Origin of the sequence: Dactylosporangium sp. NPDC006015 (assembly GCF_040614215.1) — a bacterium.
Taxonomy (GTDB): Bacteria; Actinomycetota; Actinomycetes; order Mycobacteriales; family Micromonosporaceae; genus Dactylosporangium; species Dactylosporangium maewongense.
In genome coordinates this window covers 35,289-50,650 of record NZ_JBEXUD010000031.1, presented here as the reverse complement: position 1 = coordinate 50,650, position 15,362 = coordinate 35,289, and the positions used below count along the sequence as shown (strand labels likewise).

Below are 15,362 nucleotides of genomic sequence, written 5' to 3'. Positions count from 1 at the left end.
AGATCGTGCACTTGCGCACGGCACTCGTGCACTCGCCCGGGCAGAGTATCGCTGACAGCCCGCGTCTCGCGCCACGGCTGATGGCGTTGATGACCCACCGTTCGGGTGCCCGCCTGCACCCGCTCGGGTCGCCTGGTCAGCGCGCCAGCATCTGCGCGACCGCGGTCGCCCCCGACGCCGCGTACCAGCCGCTGACCGCGAGTACCGCCAGCACGGCGGCGGCGGCGAAGATGCCCGCGGCCTCGGTCGTCGACCGGCGCAGCGAGCGGCCGCGGCGGTGCCGTGGTCCCTGTTCGGCCACGTCGGCGGCCGCAATGATCATGGTGATGTCACGGCGCCCCAGGCCCGGCCGGCCGATGCAGTGTCGCCCTTGTGTCATGTTCGCCCCGCTATGTCGTCTTCCTCAGCACGGAGGTTATCTTCGCAAATGCCGTTTTCCGCGCCGTACACGCCGGAGATCACCTGACCGGTGCGCGGCGGGTCCGTCCGCTCTGCTGTGATGGGCGGATGAGGATGGTGGGGCTGACCGGCGGCATCGGCGCCGGTAAGAGCGCCGTGGCGGAGCGGCTGGCCGCCCTCGGCGCCGTGATCATCGACGCGGACCGGCTGGCGCGCGAGGTCGTGGAGCCCGGCACGCCCGGCCTGGCCGCGGTCGTCGAGGCGTTCGGCGACGGCGTGCTCACCGCGGACGGCGCGCTCGACCGGGCCGCGATGGCGAGCCGGATCTTCGGCTCCGACGAGGCGCGCGCGACGCTGGAGGGCATCGTGCACCCCCTCGTCCGGGCACGGACGGCCGAGCTGGTCGCGGCCGCGCCTGACGGCGCCGTCGTCGTCAACGATGTGCCACTCCTCGTCGAGAAGCAGATGTCGCGCCTGTACGAGACGGTGGTCATCGTGTTCGCCTCGCTTCCCACGCGGCTGGACCGGCTGGTGCGGTTGCGCGGGATGACGCCCGAGGAGGCCCGGGCCCGGATCGCGGCGCAGGCGACGGACGAGCAGCGGCGGGCGGTCGCGGACGTCTCGATCGTCAACGACGGCACACCGGCCGAGCTGGACGCGGCGGTCGCGGCGGCTTGGCCCTTGATCGCCGGCGCCGCCTGACGTCTGCGCCCCTGACGCAGGGGCGCTCGCGGCGGCCGGTCGCGCGTGTCGCGCGATCCATCCACGGTGCGCTCGCCGACCGTGACGGGCCGGGGCAGCAACCTGGCGCCGGGAGGGCCGGACCGAGTAAATGGCCGGCCTGCTCTCCGGTCGGCCGCCGCGAGCGGCCTACAGCTCTACGGTAGTCCGGTGATCTTCCCCACACAATCGCCAGGTTGAATACGATCAACCACCCAGGGCGAGGAACCCGAAAGTTGTCATACCCCCCGCGTACGGTTGGGGTCATGGCGCTCGACATTCCCCGCTTGGACAACCGCTTCGAGGTGGTCAGCGAATACGTTCCGTCCGGCGACCAGCCCGCCGCCATCGAGCAGCTGGCGCGTCGCATCCGGTCCGGCGAGCGGCACTCGGTGCTGCTCGGCGCGACCGGCACCGGCAAGAGCGCGACGACCGCATGGCTCGTCGAGCGGCTGCAGCGCCCGACGCTCGTGCTCGCCCACAACAAGACCCTCGCAGCGCAGCTGGCCACAGAGTTCCGCGGCCTCATGCCCAACAACGCGGTCGAATACTTCGTCAGCTACTACGACTACTACCAGCCCGAGGCCTACATCCCGCAGACCGACACCTACATCGAGAAGGACTCGTCGGTCAACGAGGAGGTCGAGCGGCTGCGCCACTCCGCGACGATGAGCCTGCTGACCCGCCGCGACGTCATCGTGGTCGCGACCGTCTCCGCGATCTACGGTCTGGGCACGCCCGAGGAGTATCTGGACCGGGCCGCCAAGGTGACCGTCGGGCAGGAGCTCGAGCGCGACAAGCTGCTGCGGCGGCTGGTCGACATCCAGTACACGCGCAACGACCTCGCGTTCAACCGTGGCACGTTCCGGGTCCGCGGCGACACGCTGGAGATCATCCCCGCCTATGAGGAGCTCGCGATCCGGATCGAGTTCTTCGGCGACGAGATCGAGCGCCTGTCCTACCTGCACCCGCTGACCGGCGACGAGATCCGCCAGGTCGACCAGCTGATGATCTTCCCCGCGACGCACTACGGCGGTGGCCCCGAGCGCATGGAGCGGGCGATCTCGCAGATCGAGGTGGAGCTGGAGGAGCGCCTCGCCGAGCTCGACCGCGAGGGCAAGCTGCTGGAGGCCCAGCGGCTGCGCATGCGCACCACGTATGACATCGAGATGATGCGCCAGGTCGGCTTCTGCAACGGCATCGAGAACTACTCCCGCCACATCGACGGCCGCGAGGCGGGCAGCCCGCCGCACTGCCTGCTCGACTACTTCCCCGACGACTTCCTCACCGTCATCGACGAGTCGCACGCCACCGTGCCGCAGATCGGCGGCATGTATGAGGGCGACGCCTCACGGAAGCGGACACTCGTCGAGCACGGGTTCCGACTGCCCAGCGCTCAGGACAACCGGCCGCTGCGCTTCGACGAGTTCGAGGAGCGGGTCGGCCAGACCGTCTACCTGTCGGCGACCCCCGGCCCGTGGGAGCTCGGCCGCACGCAGGGCGAGTTCGTCGAGCAGGTCATCCGCCCGACCGGCCTCGTCGACCCGCAGGTCATCGTCAAGCCCACCAAGGGCCAGATCGACGATCTCATGCACGAGATCAACCAGCGGGTCGAGCTCGACGAGCGGGTCCTCGTCACCACCCTGACGAAGAAGATGGCCGAGGACCTCACCGACTACCTGCTGGAGCACGGCATCCGCGTGCGCTACCTGCACTCCGAGGTCGACACCCTGCGCCGCGTCGAGCTGCTGCGCGAGCTGCGGCGCGGCGAGTTCGACGTGCTCGTCGGCATCAACCTGCTCCGCGAGGGCCTCGACCTGCCCGAGGTGAGCCTGGTCGCGATCCTCGACGCCGACAAGGAAGGCTTCCTGCGCTCCGGCACCAGCCTCATCCAGACCATCGGCCGCGCCGCACGTAACGTCTCCGGCCAGGTCCACATGTATGCCGACAAGATGACCCCGTCGATGGCCCTCGCCATCGACGAGACCAACCGGCGCCGCGACAAGCAGATCGCCTACAACCTCGCCAACGGCATCGACCCCCAGCCGCTGCGCAAGAAGCTCGGCGACATCCTCGACGACATCTACCGCGAGGCCGAGGACACCGCCGGCGCCGTCGTCGGCCACGGTCCGGGCGGCGCCATCACCGTCGGCGGCGGCCGCCAGATGAGCCGCGGCAAGTCCCCCGAGAACACCCGCGCCCGCCAGAAGGGCGGCGGCACGAAGGGCACCGCCGGCGCCGCCACCCCAGCCCGCGCGGGCATGGCCCGCGCCGAGCTCGCCACCCTCATCCAGGAGCTCAACGACCAGATGCTCGGCGCCGCCCGCGAGCTGCAGTTCGAGCTCGCCGCCCGCCTCCGCGACGAGGTCTCCGAACTCAAGAAGGAACTCCGCGCCATGGATGTAGCTGGCGTCAAGTAACCACCCACCCACCCACCCACCCACCCACCCCGTCCCCGGCACCGCGTGCAGCGGCTCCACACCTACCGGAGCCGCTGCACGCCACGGCCTCCCAGGCCCGCACGCAGGCAGCACCCGCACCGACCAGCGCCCCCGCCTGCCGCCGTCCGCGGCAGCGGGCGGGGCCAGCTGCGGACGGGGCCAGCGGCGGGCGGGGCCAGCCGCGGACGGGGCCAGCCGCGGACGGGGCCAGCCGCGGACGGGGCCAGCGGCGGGCGGCGCTCCACACCCACCGACGACACCGCCTGGTGCCACGATGTCAGGGGCGACGGTGGGCACGGCGACCATCGGCAGACAGCACGTCCGCGCCCGTTCAGAGCCGCCCCACACCACCGCCTCCGGCTACACGCGGGCAACGCTCACTCCCACCAGCGGCACCCGCCCGCCGTCTTCGGCGGGCAGCACTTCGCGCCTACCGAACCCAGCCACCTAGCGCACTCGGCAGGCAGGCAGCACATCCACACCTACCGGACCCGCCGCACAGCACCACCTCCGGCCGCACGCGGGCAACGCCCCACACCCACCAGCGACACCCACCCACCATCGTCGGCAGGCAGCACTTCGCGCCTACCGGAGACGCCACCCACCCGGGCGCGGACCCTGTTGCCACCAACTGCGGCTGCATGCAGGCAGCGCTCGACGCCACCGAGAGCGCCGTCCGTCTGCCGCCACCCATCGCGCCCGTCGGCCGCAACCCCGCCCAGCCGGCAATGCCGTCAACGACCGGCACGGAGCTTTCCACCGCTGTCTCCGACTGCAGCTCCACTCCCACCGCAGGCGCTGCCCACCCAGGCGTGGACCTGCCCGTCGCCATCTCCGGCTGCACGCGGGCAGCACAGGGCGGGTTGGCGGTATTGCCCCCCGACTCCGCCCTCACAAGGATCCAGCTTCGTCGTTCAGTGCTGCCACACCGCCGGTGGTCTCAGAACCAGCGCAAGTCCCTCGAATGGCTAAACCTCGCCCTCGCCGGCGACTGTAGATCTGAGGCGTCCGGGGTGATCACCGTCTGGGACGATGCGCCGCCACCCCGACTCACGACTCCACACAGACGTCGATCAATGCAATAATTTGCACCTTTTGCGCCATAGATTTTTCGCTATCCACCTACAAAATGATCTCTGAAAATGTGGGCGGATCGCGCAGCGTCGATGCGAGCCGACGCGCCAGCGGGTGCCCCCGCGATGACTGCAAGACCAGCGACGGCGTGGATGCACCAGGTGGCGCTCTCGTGCGCTGACCAGGTGAGGACGGCGGCTGGGGAACATCACCGCGACCGCGGCGCGGGCGGCACTCACGCCACCGTGGACGCGCAGGTGAAGTCCGTACGTGGCACGGCCGAAGCGCGCCCGAAATGCGCCACACCCACGCACAAGGCGGGGCCGAACAAAGCCCCCCGGAGCCGACCGTGTGGTCCGCGGACAGCGCCGTGCCTGGTGGGAACGGCGGGAACGGGAGAGGCCCCGTAGCCGAATCCGGCTACGGGGCCTCTCCTATGTTCTGCGAGCCGTCAGCTCTTGCCGCCGGCCAGCTTCTCGCGCAGGGCCGCGAGGGCCTCGTCCGTCGCGAGGGTGCCTGCCGGCTCCTCCGGGGCGCGAGCCGCCGTCGGGGTCGACGAGGTGACCGGGCCGCTGCTCGTCGCGCCGGCCGCGGCAGTGGCGGCGGGCTCGGCGGCGTCGGCCTGGCGGGCCGTCTGCACCTGCTTGGTGTGGGCCTCCCAGCGCTGGCGGGCCTCAGCGTACTGCTGCTCCCACGCCTCACGCTGCTTCTCGAAGCCGGCCATCCACTCGGCGGTCTCCGGGTCGAAGCCCTCCGGGTAGATGTAGTTGCCCTGCTCGTCGTACGTGGCCGACATGCCGTAGAGGGTCGGGTCGAAGTGCTCCTCGCCCTCGACGAAGCCCTCGTTGGCCTGCTTGAGCGACAGCGAGATCCGGCGACGCTCGAGGTCGATGTCGATGACCTTGACCATGACGTCGGAGCCGACCTGCACGACCTGCTCCGGGATCTCCACGTGGCGCTCGGCCAGCTCGGAGATGTGCACCAGGCCCTCGATGCCGTCGTCGACGCGGACGAACGCACCGAACGGAACGAGCTTGGTGACCTTGCCCGGGACGATCTGCTGGATCGCGTGGGTGCGCGCGAACTGGCGCCACGGGTCTTCCTGGGTCGCCTTCAGCGACAGGGAGACGCGCTCACGGTCCAGGTCGACGTCGAGCACCTCGACCTCGACCTCCTGGCCGACCTCGACAACCTCGGACGGGTGGTCGATGTGCTTCCAGGACAGCTCGGACACGTGCACCAGGCCGTCGACGCCACCGAGGTCGACGAACGCACCGAAGTTGACGATCGAGGACACGACGCCCTTGCGGACCTGGCCCTTCTGCAGCTTGTGCAGGAACTCGGTGCGCACCTCGGACTGGGTCTGCTCGAGGTAGGCCCGGCGGGACAGGACCACGTTGTTGCGGTTCTTGTCCAGCTCGATGATCTTCGCCTCGAGCTCGCGCCCCACGTACGGCTGCAGGTCGCGGACCCGGCGCATCTCGACCAGGGACGCCGGCAGGAAGCCACGGAGCCCGATGTCGAGGATGAGACCACCCTTGACCACCTCGATGACGGAGCCGCGAACGATCCCGTCGTCTTCCTTGATCTTCTCGATCGTGCCCCACGCCCGCTCGTACTGCGCGCGCTTCTTCGAGAGGATCAGACGCCCTTCCTTGTCCTCCTTCTGAAGGACCAGGGCTTCGATGTGGTCACCGACCGACACGACCTCAGCAGGGTCGACATCATGCTTGATCGACAACTCGCGCGAGGGGATGACACCCTCGGTCTTGTAGCCGATGTCGAGCAGGACCTCGTCCCGGTCGACCTTGACGACGGTGCCTTCGACGATGTCGCCGTCGTTGAAGTACTTGATGGTCTCGTCGATCGCGGCGAGGAACGCCTCATCGGACGCGAGTTCGTCGACGACCTTGTTGCTGCTGGCGCTCGAGGTGGCCTCGATGCTGCTCGTCATGTGGGTTGTTGCTCCGGTCGGTGGGTGACTTCGGTGGACCTGCGCTCCCGCGGACCATCGTCGGGGCACAACCCGCCTGTCGCAGTGCAGGATCAGTGCATTGGAAGCTCAGGATGTGTCAGACGATCGTGAGCCTGCTCCATGCCGAGGCGCACAACCCACGAGTGCACCGATCAGCCTACCCTGCGCAATACCACATGGTCCAACCCTCCCCCAGACCCGATCCGCCGACTTTTGCGGGGCCTACCGTTGCAGTCCATGGAAACGTCACCAGACGCAGGCGTCACACGACGCGCAGTGAACCCAGCCGAGAGCCGCCGCGCGAGCCGGGGCTGGTGGGACGCTGACGCCGACGCCTACCAGGCCGAACACGGCGCGTTCCTCGGTGACGCCGACTTCGTCTGGTGCCCGGAAGGCCTGCGCGAGGCCGACGCCCGGCTGCTCGGCGACGTCACCGGCAAGGACGTCCTGGAGATCGGCTGCGGCGCGGCATCGTGCTCGCGCTGGCTGCACACCCAGGACGCGCGGGTCATCGCCAGCGACCTGTCGGCCGGCATGCTGCGGCACGCCGCCGCCGGAAACACCCGATCGGGTGTAAAAGTGCCGCTCCTGCAGGCAGACGCCACGGCCCTGCCGTTCGCCGAAGGCGTATTCGACATCGTGTGCACCGCGTTCGGCGCCGTGCCGTTCGTCGCCGACTCCGGTCGCGTCATGCGGGAGGTGTACCGCGTGCTGCGCCCCGGTGGCCGCTGGGCCTTCTCGATCACCCATCCGATGCGGTGGGTGTTCCTGGACGACCCGGGCGAGGGCGGCCTGGTCGCGGTGCACTCCTACTTCGACCGCCGCGCCTACGTCGAGGAGGACGAGGCACACGTCCCGACGTACGTCGAGCAGCACCGCACCCTCGGCGACCGCATCCGCGAGCTCGTCACGGCCGGCTTCGTCCTCAACGACCTCATCGAGCCCGAGTGGCCAGACGACCACAAGGGCACCTGGGGCCAGTGGAGCCCCCTGCGCGGCAAGATCTTCCCCGGCACCGCCATCTTCATCGCCACCAAGCCGACCTGACCGCGCCTCGGCCGCGCCACCGCGCCCGCGCCAGCAGTCCGCGAGTCGGTCCAACCCCCACAAAATGCTGATATTTCCGGTTTAGCGGGCGCGGAGCGCCTGATAAACCGGAAATAAAGGTCCCTCGCGAGCGCAAGCGCCGTGGAACCGGAAGAGAGGACCCGTCGAAATCAGCGTAAGACGGGTATTCGGGAGAAAGAGGGCGCCGAGCGGTCCACCGTACGGGCGAAGGCGGCGAGCGGAACGACGGAGGGCGCACGTGGACCGCGATCCGCCCGTTGGTGGAACGTGGAAGTCGAGGAGGTAGGGCGACCGACCGCCTCGTCGTCCACGGGGCGTGGAGGAGCCGGGCGTTGACCGGCCCGGCCATACCGAGCCGCTCAGCGACCGAACAGCCAAGTCGAGCCGTCAGTCCAGCAGCCGAGCTGAGCCGTCGAGCCAGGCAGCCGACCAAAGCCGCCGAACCGGAGGCACGCGAGCAGGCGAGCACGGCGGCGGAGCGTCCCGGCGGCTCGGTGCCGGTGTCGGCCCGTGGACGGGGCGACACCGGCGGTGCGAGACGACGCGATCAGAGGTCAGAGGTCAGGGGCCAGTGGGACAGCGGTCAGTGGACGGGGATCAGTGGTCGGCGGCGTTCCAGTCGCGGCCTGAGCCGACCGAGACGCCCAGCGGGACGTCCAAGGGGTAGGCCTCGCCCATCTGCTGGCGGACGAGGGCCTCGACGGCGTCGTGCTCGCCTGGGGCGACCTCGAACACCAGCTCGTCGTGGACCTGCAGGAGCATGCGGGACCGCAGGCCGGCCTCGCGCAGGGCTGCGTCCACGTGGAGCATGGCGACCTTGATGATGTCGGCGGCGGAGCCCTGGATGGGGGCGTTGAGGGCCATGCGCTCGGCCATCTCGCGCCGCTGGCGGTTGTCGCTGTTGAGGTCGGGCAGGTAGCGGCGGCGGCCGAGGACGGTCTCGGTGTAGCCGTCGCGGCGGGCCTGGACGACGATCTGGCGCAGGTAGTCGCGGACGCCGCCGAACGTGGCGAAATACTCCTCCATGAGGACCGTGGCCTCGGCGGGGGTGATGCCGAGCTGCGAGGCGAGACCGTAGGAGGACAGGCCGTAGGCGAGGCCGTAGTTCATGGCCTTGATCTTGCGGCGCTGGTCGGGGACGACCTCGTCGGCGGGGATCGAGAAGACCGACGAGGCGGTCGCGGCGTGGAAGTCGAAGCCCGAGTTGAAGGCCTCGATCAACGCCTCGTCCTTCGACAGGTGGGCCATGATCCGCATCTCGATCTGGCTGTAGTCGGCGGTGAGCAGGGACTCGAAGCCTTCGCCGACGATGAAGGCGCGGCGGATCTGCCGGCCGTCCTCGGTGCGGATGGGGATGTTCTGCAGGTTGGGGTCGGTGCTGGAGAGCCGGCCGGTGGCCGCGACGGTCTGGTAGTAGGTGGTGTGGATGCGGCCGTCGTCGCTGACCGACTTGAGCAGGCCGTCGACGGTGGTCTTGAGCTTGGCCCAGTCGCGGTGGCTCAGCAGGTGCGCCAGCAGCGGGTGCTCGGTCTGCTTGTGCAGATTCTGCAGCGCCTCGGCGTCGGTGGTGTAGCCGGTCTTGATGCGCTTGGTCTTCGGCAGGCCGAGCTCGTTGAACAGGATCTCCTGCAGCTGCTTGGGCGAGCCGAGGTTGAACTCCCGGCCGATCACCTCATAGGCGCCCTGCGCCGCGGCCTTGACGTTGCTGGCGAACTTCGACTCCAGCTCGCTGAGATAGTCGGTGTCGGCGGCGATGCCGACCCGCTCCATCTCCGCGAGCACGGTGACCAGCGGCAGCTCGACCTCGGCGAGCAGGCGGGCGGAGGAGTCGCCGTCGCGCCGCAGCTCCTCGGCGATCGCGTCGGCGAGGTCGAGGGTGGCGCGGGCGCGGAGCATCAGATTCTCCTCCGCCTCTCCCGTGTTGCCACCCAGGCCGTCCAGGGCGAGCTGGCCGGTGTCGGGGGCGTCGACCCGCAGCTCGCGCTTGAGGTAGCGCAGCGCCAGGTCGTTGAGGTCGTAGGAGCGCTGGTCGGGGCGGGCCAGATAGGCCTCGAGCGCGGTGTCGCTGGCGACGCCCTCGAGCGCCCAGCCGCGGGCGCCGAACGCGAGCCGGGCCGGCTTCACGTCGTGCAGCACCTTGAGCCGGTCAGCGGCGGCGAGCCACTCCCCCACGGCCGCGTCGTCGGCGGCGTCGAGCTCGGTCGGGTCGAACCAGGCGGCCGGGCCGCCGGCGACGGCGAGGCCGATGCCGGTGACCTCGCCGGTGCCGCGGCCGAACTTGCCGGCGACGGCGACGCCGACGCGGGTGCCGGCCGGCGCGTGCTCGGTGAGCCAGGCGCCGACGCCCTCGCGCAGGACCGTGCCGGACAGGTCGAAACCGCTCTCCGCCTCGGGCTCCACGGCGTCGAGATACTGGTAGAGCCGGTCGCGCAGGATACGGAACTCCAGGGCGTCGAAGACCTGGTGGACGGCCTCTCGGTCCCAGCCGCGCCAGTGCAGCTCGTCGGGGGTGATCGGCAGCTCGAGGTCGTCGACGAGCCCGTTGAGCTCATAGTTGCGCATGACGTCGGCGAGGTGGGCGCGCACATTCTCGCCGGCCTTGCCCTTGATCTCGTCGACCCGGGCGATGATCCCGTCGAGGTCGCCGAACTGCAGGATCCACTTGGCGGCGGTCTTGTCGCCGACGCCGGGGACGCCGGGGAGGTTGTCGCTGTCCTCGCCGACGAGCGCCGCCTTCGCCCGGTAGAGCGACGGCGGGATGCCATAGCGCTCCTCGACCTTGGCCGGCGTCATGCGGTCCATCTCGGAGACGCCGCGCTTGAGATAGAGCACCGTCACGAGGCCGGTGACCAGCTGGAACGCGTCGCGGTCGCCGGTGATGATCGAGGTGGGGATGCCCTGCGCGGCGGCCTCCCGGGCGAGGGTGGCGATCACGTCGTCGGCCTCGTAACCCGGCTTCTCGATGAAGGGGATCCGCAACGCGTTGAGGACCTCCTTGATCAGGTCGAGCTGGCCGGAGAACTCCGGCCGGGTCGTCGAGCGGTTGGCCTTGTATTCCGCATACTTCTCCAGGCGGAAGGTCTGGCGCGACACATCGAAGGCGACCGCCACATGCGTGGGCTTCTCGTCCCGCAACATGTTGATCAGCATCGACGTGAAGCCGAAGACGGCGTTGGTCACCTGCCCCGTCTTCGTGGAGAAGTTCTCCGCGGGGAGGGCGAAGAACGCCCGGTAGGCGAGGGAGTGCCCGTCGAGCAGCAGGAGCCTGGTGTCCTCTGTTGAACCCGTCACATCCTTGAGCCTAGTCGGGGGGTATGACAGTTCCCCGCGGAGACCCCGCGCCGTGACGCGACAAACCGATTCCCGCGACGGTTGCGAACAGGAAGATTACGACTGCGCAACTTCCTGGGGCGTGTTGCCCCGAAGGCCTAGTGCCAGCACCCGAGTTTCATTAGGTTCTGCCCCTATCAGCGTCTTGGCATCTAGGCGCAACCACGCCTACCGCGCTGTAAAAAGGAGACAGGTGATGATCCGCCCCAACCTCGCATGGCGCTCGGTCGCCGTGCTGAGCGCTGCCGTCCTGGCACTCAGTGCATGTGGTGACGATGCAGATAAGCCCAGCACCGGCGCAACCACCGGCGGTGCCGCCCCTGGCGACGGCGTTCTGAAGATCGGCACCATCCTGCCGCAGACCGGCTCGCTGGCGTTCCTCGGCCCCCCGGAGTTCGCGGGCGTCGACGTCGCGATCAAGGAGATCAACGCCAACGGTGGCGTCCTGGGCAAGCCCGTCACGATCCAGCACATGGACTCGGGCGACACCTCCACGGACATCGCCACCCAGTCGGTCAACAAGCTGCTCACGGACAAGACCGACGTCATCATCGGTGCCGCCTCGTCGTCCGTCTCGCTGTCCGTGATCGACAAGATCACCGGCGCGGGCGTGGTCCAGATCTCGCCGGCCAACACGTCGACGGCGCTGACCACTTACAACGACAAGGGTCTCTACTTCCGGACCGCCCCGCCGGACACGCTGCAGGGCCGCGTCCTCGGTGACCTGATCGTCCAGGACGGCAACGCCACCACCGGCATGCTGGTCCTCAACGACTCCTACGGCACCGGCCTCGCCGAGAACGCCAAGGCGGAGATCGAGAGCGGCGGCGGCAAGGTCGCCGTGTCGGTGACCTACGACCCGAAGGCCGCGGACTTCTCGGCCGACGTCGCGAAGATCAAGGCTGCCAACCCGGACGCCATCGCCATCATCGGCTTCGACGAGACCAAGAAGATCGTCCCCAAGCTGATCGAGGCCGGTCTCAAGACCAAGAAGTGGTACTTCGTGGACGGCAACATCGCCGACTACTCGAAGGACTTCGCCCCCGGCACGCTGAAGGGCTACAAGGGCACCCAGCCCGGCGCCGCGACCAAGGACGACTTCAAGAAGCGCGCCCTTGAGATCAACAAGGACCTGAAGGACTGGAACTACGCCGTCGAGTCCTACGACGCCACCATCCTCGCGGCCCTCGCGGCCCTCGAGGCCGGCAGCGACAACCCGGCCGAGATCGCGAAGCACCTGATCACCGTCTCCAAGGGCGGCGAGAAGTGCACGGACTTCAAGTCCTGCGCGGACCTGATCAAGCAGAAGAAGGACATCGACTACGACGGCCTGAGCGGCCCGATCTCCTTCAACGACGCCGGCGACCCGGCCGAGGCCACCATCGGTGTCTACACCTACGACGAGAACAACAAGCTCACGTCGGACGTGAAGTACCAGAACGGCAAGATCTGATCTGAATAGGCAAAAGGGCCCCACCGCGGAAGCGGTGGGGCCCTTTTCCATAGGTGCACCACACAAAGAAATCCCGCGCCTGCCGAAGAACAAACGGCAGGCGCGGGAATCCAAAAACGATGGTTCAGGCGCGAGCGAGCGTACCCAGGTACAACTCGATCACCCGCGGGTCGTTGATCAGATCCTGACCGGACGCCGTGTAGGCATTGCGGCCCTGATCGAGGACGTATCCCCGGTCGCAGATCTGCAGGCAACGGCGGGCGTTCTGCTCGACCATCACGACCGTCACGCCGGTCGAGTTGATCTGCTTGGTCCGGAAGAACACCTCGTCCTGCAGCGCCGGCGAGAGGCCCGCTGAGGGCTCGTCCAGCAGCAGCACGGTCGGCTCCATCATGAGCGCGCGGGCCATGGCGACCATCTGCCGCTCACCGCCCGACATGAGCCCGGCCCGCTGCTTGCGCCGCTCGGCCAGGGTCGGGAAGAGCTGGGTCACGAAGTCGAAGCGCTCCTTGTACCGCTTCGGCTTCAGGAACGTGCCCATCTGCAGGTTCTCTTCGATGGTGAGCGCGGCGAAGACGTTGTTGTTCTGAGGGACGAAGCCGATGCCCCGCTCCACCAGCGCGTGCGCCTTCAGGTTGGTGATGTTCTCCCCGCGCAGGGTGACTGCCCCCGAGCGGATATTGACCAGGCCGAACATGGCTTTCAGGAGGGTCGACTTGCCGGCGCCGTTGGGGCCGATGATGCCCACCAGCTCGCCGTCGTGCACGTACAGGTCAGCGCCGTTGAGGATGTTGACGCCGGGCAGGTAGCCCGCGACGACGTCGTCGGCCCGCAGGACCGCCCCGTCGGCGTGTGCCAGGTGGTCGCCGCGGTCGACGATCTCGTTGCTGGCGACCGGGGCGTCGTCCTCGATCGGAACGGTCATGCCGGTCCCCCCTTCGGGTCTTCTTCAGGAGCAGCAGAAAGCTCGTCGACGGCGCCGATCAGGGTCACCTCGCCGTCGGATTCGTCCAGCGTAGAGGCGTCCACCTCCTCGCCGCCGACGGTCTTGACCGCGCCGTCGTGGTGCGCGCCCAGGTAGGCGTCGATCACGCGCGGGTCGGCCATGACCTTGTCCGGGGTGCCCTCGGCGATGACGCCGCCCTGCCCCATGACGATGATCCAGTCGCTGATGTCGTGGACCATGTCCATGTCGTGCTCGACGAAGAGGACGGTCATGCCGTCCTCACGCAGCTGCTTGACGTGGCCGAGCAGCGACTGCGTCAGCGCCGGGTTGACCCCGGCCATCGGCTCGTCGAGCATGACCATCTCCGGCTGCACCATGAGCGCCCGGGCCATCTCCAGGAGCTTGCGCTGGCCGCCGGAGAGGCTGCCGGCGAAGTCGTCCTTCTTGGCGATGAGCTTGAACCGGGTGAGCAGGTCCTCGGCGCGGGCGGTGACCTCGGCTTCCTGCTGTTTCCAGGTGCCGGGCAGCAGCGCGCGCCAGAAGCTCTCGCCGCGCTGCCCGGTGGCGCCGAGCCGCATGTTGTCGATGACCTTGAGCTTGGACAGGGCCTTCGTGAGCTGGAAGGTGCGGACCATACCGGCCCGCGCGACCTTGTGCGCCGCCACGCCGGACAGCGACTTGCCGTTGAACGTCCACGAGCCCTCGTCGGGCGCGTCGAAGCCGGTGAGCAGGTTGAAGAAGGTCGTCTTGCCGGCACCGTTGGGGCCGATGAGGGCCGTGATCGAGCCGCGCTGGATCTCGACGTGCTTCACGTCGACGGCGGTGAGGCCGCCGAAGCGGCGCACCACGTTGTCGGCGACGAGGATCGGGTCCGGTTTCGGGACGCCGGGCTCGCACGGCAGGCCGGCCAGGGCCTGCACGGCTCGCGCCCGAGCGGCCCGGTCGGGCTTGTTCTCAACGTCCATCGAGCATGACCTCCCTCTTGTCGCCGAAGATGCCCTGCGGCCGGTAGATCAGCAGCAGGATGAGGCCGAGACCGACCAGGATGTACCGGACGGAGCCGGCCTGCGAGGTGGTCATGAACCACTCCGGGAAGACCTTGTTGTTGGAGGCCTCGCTCAGGGCCGAGTCGATGAAGACCAGCAGGACCCAGAAGATCATCGAGCCGACGACCGGGCCGAAGACCCGGGCCGCGCCGCCGAGGATCACGATGGTGTACGCGAAGAACGTGAACTCCGTGCCGTACGTGTCCGGCTGGACCGCCGCCCGGTCGAGGGCGAAGACGAAACCGCCGAGGGCGCCGATGACGCCGCCGAGGACCAGCGACTGCATCTTGTACGAGAAGACGTTCTTGCCGAGGCTGCGCACGGCGTCCTCGTCCTCCCGGATGGCCTTGAGCACGCGGCCCCACGGGCTGCTCATGAGCAGCCAGACCACGAGGCAGCTGAGCAGCACCAGGGTCCAGCCGACGACCAGGATCCACAGCTCACGGTCGGTGAACGTGATGAGTCCGAGGTCGATGCCCTTGCCGCCGGCGAACGGGTTGAGCGCGTAGAAGTCCTGCGAGAAGCTCTGCAGGCCGTCGGAGGCGCCCGTCCACTTGCGCAGGTCGGTGGCGCGGTAGAAGAGCCGGATGATCTCGGCCGCGGCGATCGTGACGATGGCCAGATAGTCCGCGCGCAGTCGCAGCGTCGGGATACCGAGCAGCAGCGCGAGGACCACCGCCGCGAGCAGGCCGACGAGGACGCCGAGCCACAGCGGCAGCCCGAAGGTCGCCACCGTGATCGCGATGCCGTAGGCGCCGACGCCGAGGAAGGCGGACTGGCCGAAGTTGAGCAGGCCAGTGTAGCCGAAGTGGACGTTGAGTCCGATGGCCGCGAGGGCGTAGGCAATAGCGGTGGAACCGATGATCGCTTCCAACGACACGCTGAAGATGCTTTCCCAGTTCATCGTCGT

At 68.8% G+C, this 15,362-nt stretch carries 9 protein-coding genes and 1 pseudogene; 4 read left to right on the top strand and 6 right to left on the bottom strand.

The genetic code is table 11. From position 1 onward, the window contains the following. Nucleotides 1–136 precede the first annotated feature (136 nt). A complete protein-coding gene (locus ABZ321_RS39225; protein WP_344503472.1) occupies nucleotides 137–379 on the bottom strand; it encodes a hypothetical protein in 243 nt (80 codons plus the stop codon). A gap of 128 nt (nucleotides 380–507) precedes the next feature. Between ABZ321_RS39225 and coaE the strand changes: the two are divergent. Then, nucleotides 508–1,077 (top strand): annotated as a pseudogene (gene coaE, locus ABZ321_RS39220) (dephospho-CoA kinase); the annotation flags it as partial. Nucleotides 1,078–1,385: 308 nt separating this feature from the next. Further along, the gene (uvrB, locus tag ABZ321_RS39215; RefSeq protein WP_354900619.1) at nucleotides 1,386–3,539 is read left to right on the top strand and encodes an excinuclease ABC subunit UvrB; all 2,154 of its coding nucleotides are present in this window, start codon (nucleotides 1,386–1,388) and stop codon (nucleotides 3,537–3,539) included. 1,546 nt (nucleotides 3,540–5,085) lie between these two features. Here uvrB and rpsA read toward each other — a convergent pair. Then, on the bottom strand, nucleotides 5,086–6,588 hold the full coding sequence (gene rpsA, locus ABZ321_RS39210) for a 30S ribosomal protein S1 (RefSeq protein ID WP_344503470.1): 1,503 nt from the start codon (nucleotides 6,586–6,588) through the stop codon (nucleotides 5,086–5,088). A gap of 258 nt (nucleotides 6,589–6,846) precedes the next feature. Between rpsA and ABZ321_RS39205 the strand changes: the two genes are divergently transcribed. Beyond that, nucleotides 6,847–7,656, top strand: a complete 810-nt coding sequence (locus tag ABZ321_RS39205) for a class I SAM-dependent methyltransferase (protein WP_344503469.1) — start codon at nucleotides 6,847–6,849, stop codon at nucleotides 7,654–7,656. A 618-nt stretch (nucleotides 7,657–8,274) separates the two neighbouring features. On the opposite strand, the gene polA is transcribed toward ABZ321_RS39205, so the two are convergent. Further along, the gene (gene polA / locus ABZ321_RS39200) at nucleotides 8,275–10,968 is read right to left on the bottom strand and encodes a DNA polymerase I (RefSeq protein WP_344503468.1); all 2,694 of its coding nucleotides are present in this window, start codon (nucleotides 10,966–10,968) and stop codon (nucleotides 8,275–8,277) included. A 235-nt stretch (nucleotides 10,969–11,203) separates the two neighbouring features. Here polA and ABZ321_RS39195 point away from each other — a divergent pair, with 235 nt between their 5' ends. Beyond that, on the top strand, nucleotides 11,204–12,460 hold the full coding sequence (locus ABZ321_RS39195; RefSeq protein WP_344503467.1) for an ABC transporter substrate-binding protein: 1,257 nt from the start codon (nucleotides 11,204–11,206) through the stop codon (nucleotides 12,458–12,460). Nucleotides 12,461–12,584: 124 nt separating this feature from the next. On the opposite strand, the gene ABZ321_RS39190 is transcribed toward ABZ321_RS39195, so the two are convergent. Genes ABZ321_RS39190 through ABZ321_RS39180 form a run of 3 tightly spaced genes read right to left on the bottom strand, consistent with a single transcriptional unit; the run spans nucleotide 12,585 to nucleotide 15,356 of the window. Beyond that, the gene (locus tag ABZ321_RS39190) at nucleotides 12,585–13,385 is read right to left on the bottom strand and encodes an ABC transporter ATP-binding protein (protein ID WP_344503466.1); all 801 of its coding nucleotides are present in this window, start codon (nucleotides 13,383–13,385) and stop codon (nucleotides 12,585–12,587) included. Further along, a complete protein-coding gene (locus ABZ321_RS39185; RefSeq protein ID WP_344503465.1) occupies nucleotides 13,382–14,371 on the bottom strand; it encodes an ABC transporter ATP-binding protein in 990 nt (329 codons plus the stop codon). The genes ABZ321_RS39190 and ABZ321_RS39185 overlap by 4 nt, the downstream gene beginning before the upstream one ends. After that, complete coding sequence (locus ABZ321_RS39180) at nucleotides 14,361–15,356, bottom strand: branched-chain amino acid ABC transporter permease (protein WP_344503464.1); 996 nt, start codon at nucleotides 15,354–15,356, stop codon at nucleotides 14,361–14,363. Before ABZ321_RS39180 ends, ABZ321_RS39185 begins: the two co-directional genes overlap by 11 nt. Between the last annotated feature and the right edge of the window lie 6 nt (nucleotides 15,357–15,362).

What these genes read in the sequence shown, in the direction of transcription:
- ABZ321_RS39225 (WP_344503472.1), bottom strand. Translation starts at nt 379, where the DNA reads ATGACACAAGGGCGACACTGCATCGGCCGGCCGGGCCTGGGGCGCCGT.
- uvrB (WP_354900619.1), top strand. Translation starts at nt 1,386, where the DNA reads ATGGCGCTCGACATTCCCCGCTTGGACAACCGCTTCGAGGTGGTCAGC.
- rpsA (WP_344503470.1), bottom strand. Translation starts at nt 6,588, where the DNA reads ATGACGAGCAGCATCGAGGCCACCTCGAGCGCCAGCAGCAACAAGGTC.
- ABZ321_RS39205 (WP_344503469.1), top strand. Translation starts at nt 6,847, where the DNA reads ATGGAAACGTCACCAGACGCAGGCGTCACACGACGCGCAGTGAACCCA.
- ABZ321_RS39195 (WP_344503467.1), top strand. Translation starts at nt 11,204, where the DNA reads ATGATCCGCCCCAACCTCGCATGGCGCTCGGTCGCCGTGCTGAGCGCT.
- ABZ321_RS39190 (WP_344503466.1), bottom strand. Translation starts at nt 13,385, where the DNA reads ATGACCGTTCCGATCGAGGACGACGCCCCGGTCGCCAGCAACGAGATC.
- ABZ321_RS39185 (WP_344503465.1), bottom strand. Translation starts at nt 14,371, where the DNA reads ATGGACGTTGAGAACAAGCCCGACCGGGCCGCTCGGGCGCGAGCCGTG.
- ABZ321_RS39180 (WP_344503464.1), bottom strand. Translation starts at nt 15,356, where the DNA reads ATGAACTGGGAAAGCATCTTCAGCGTGTCGTTGGAAGCGATCATCGGT.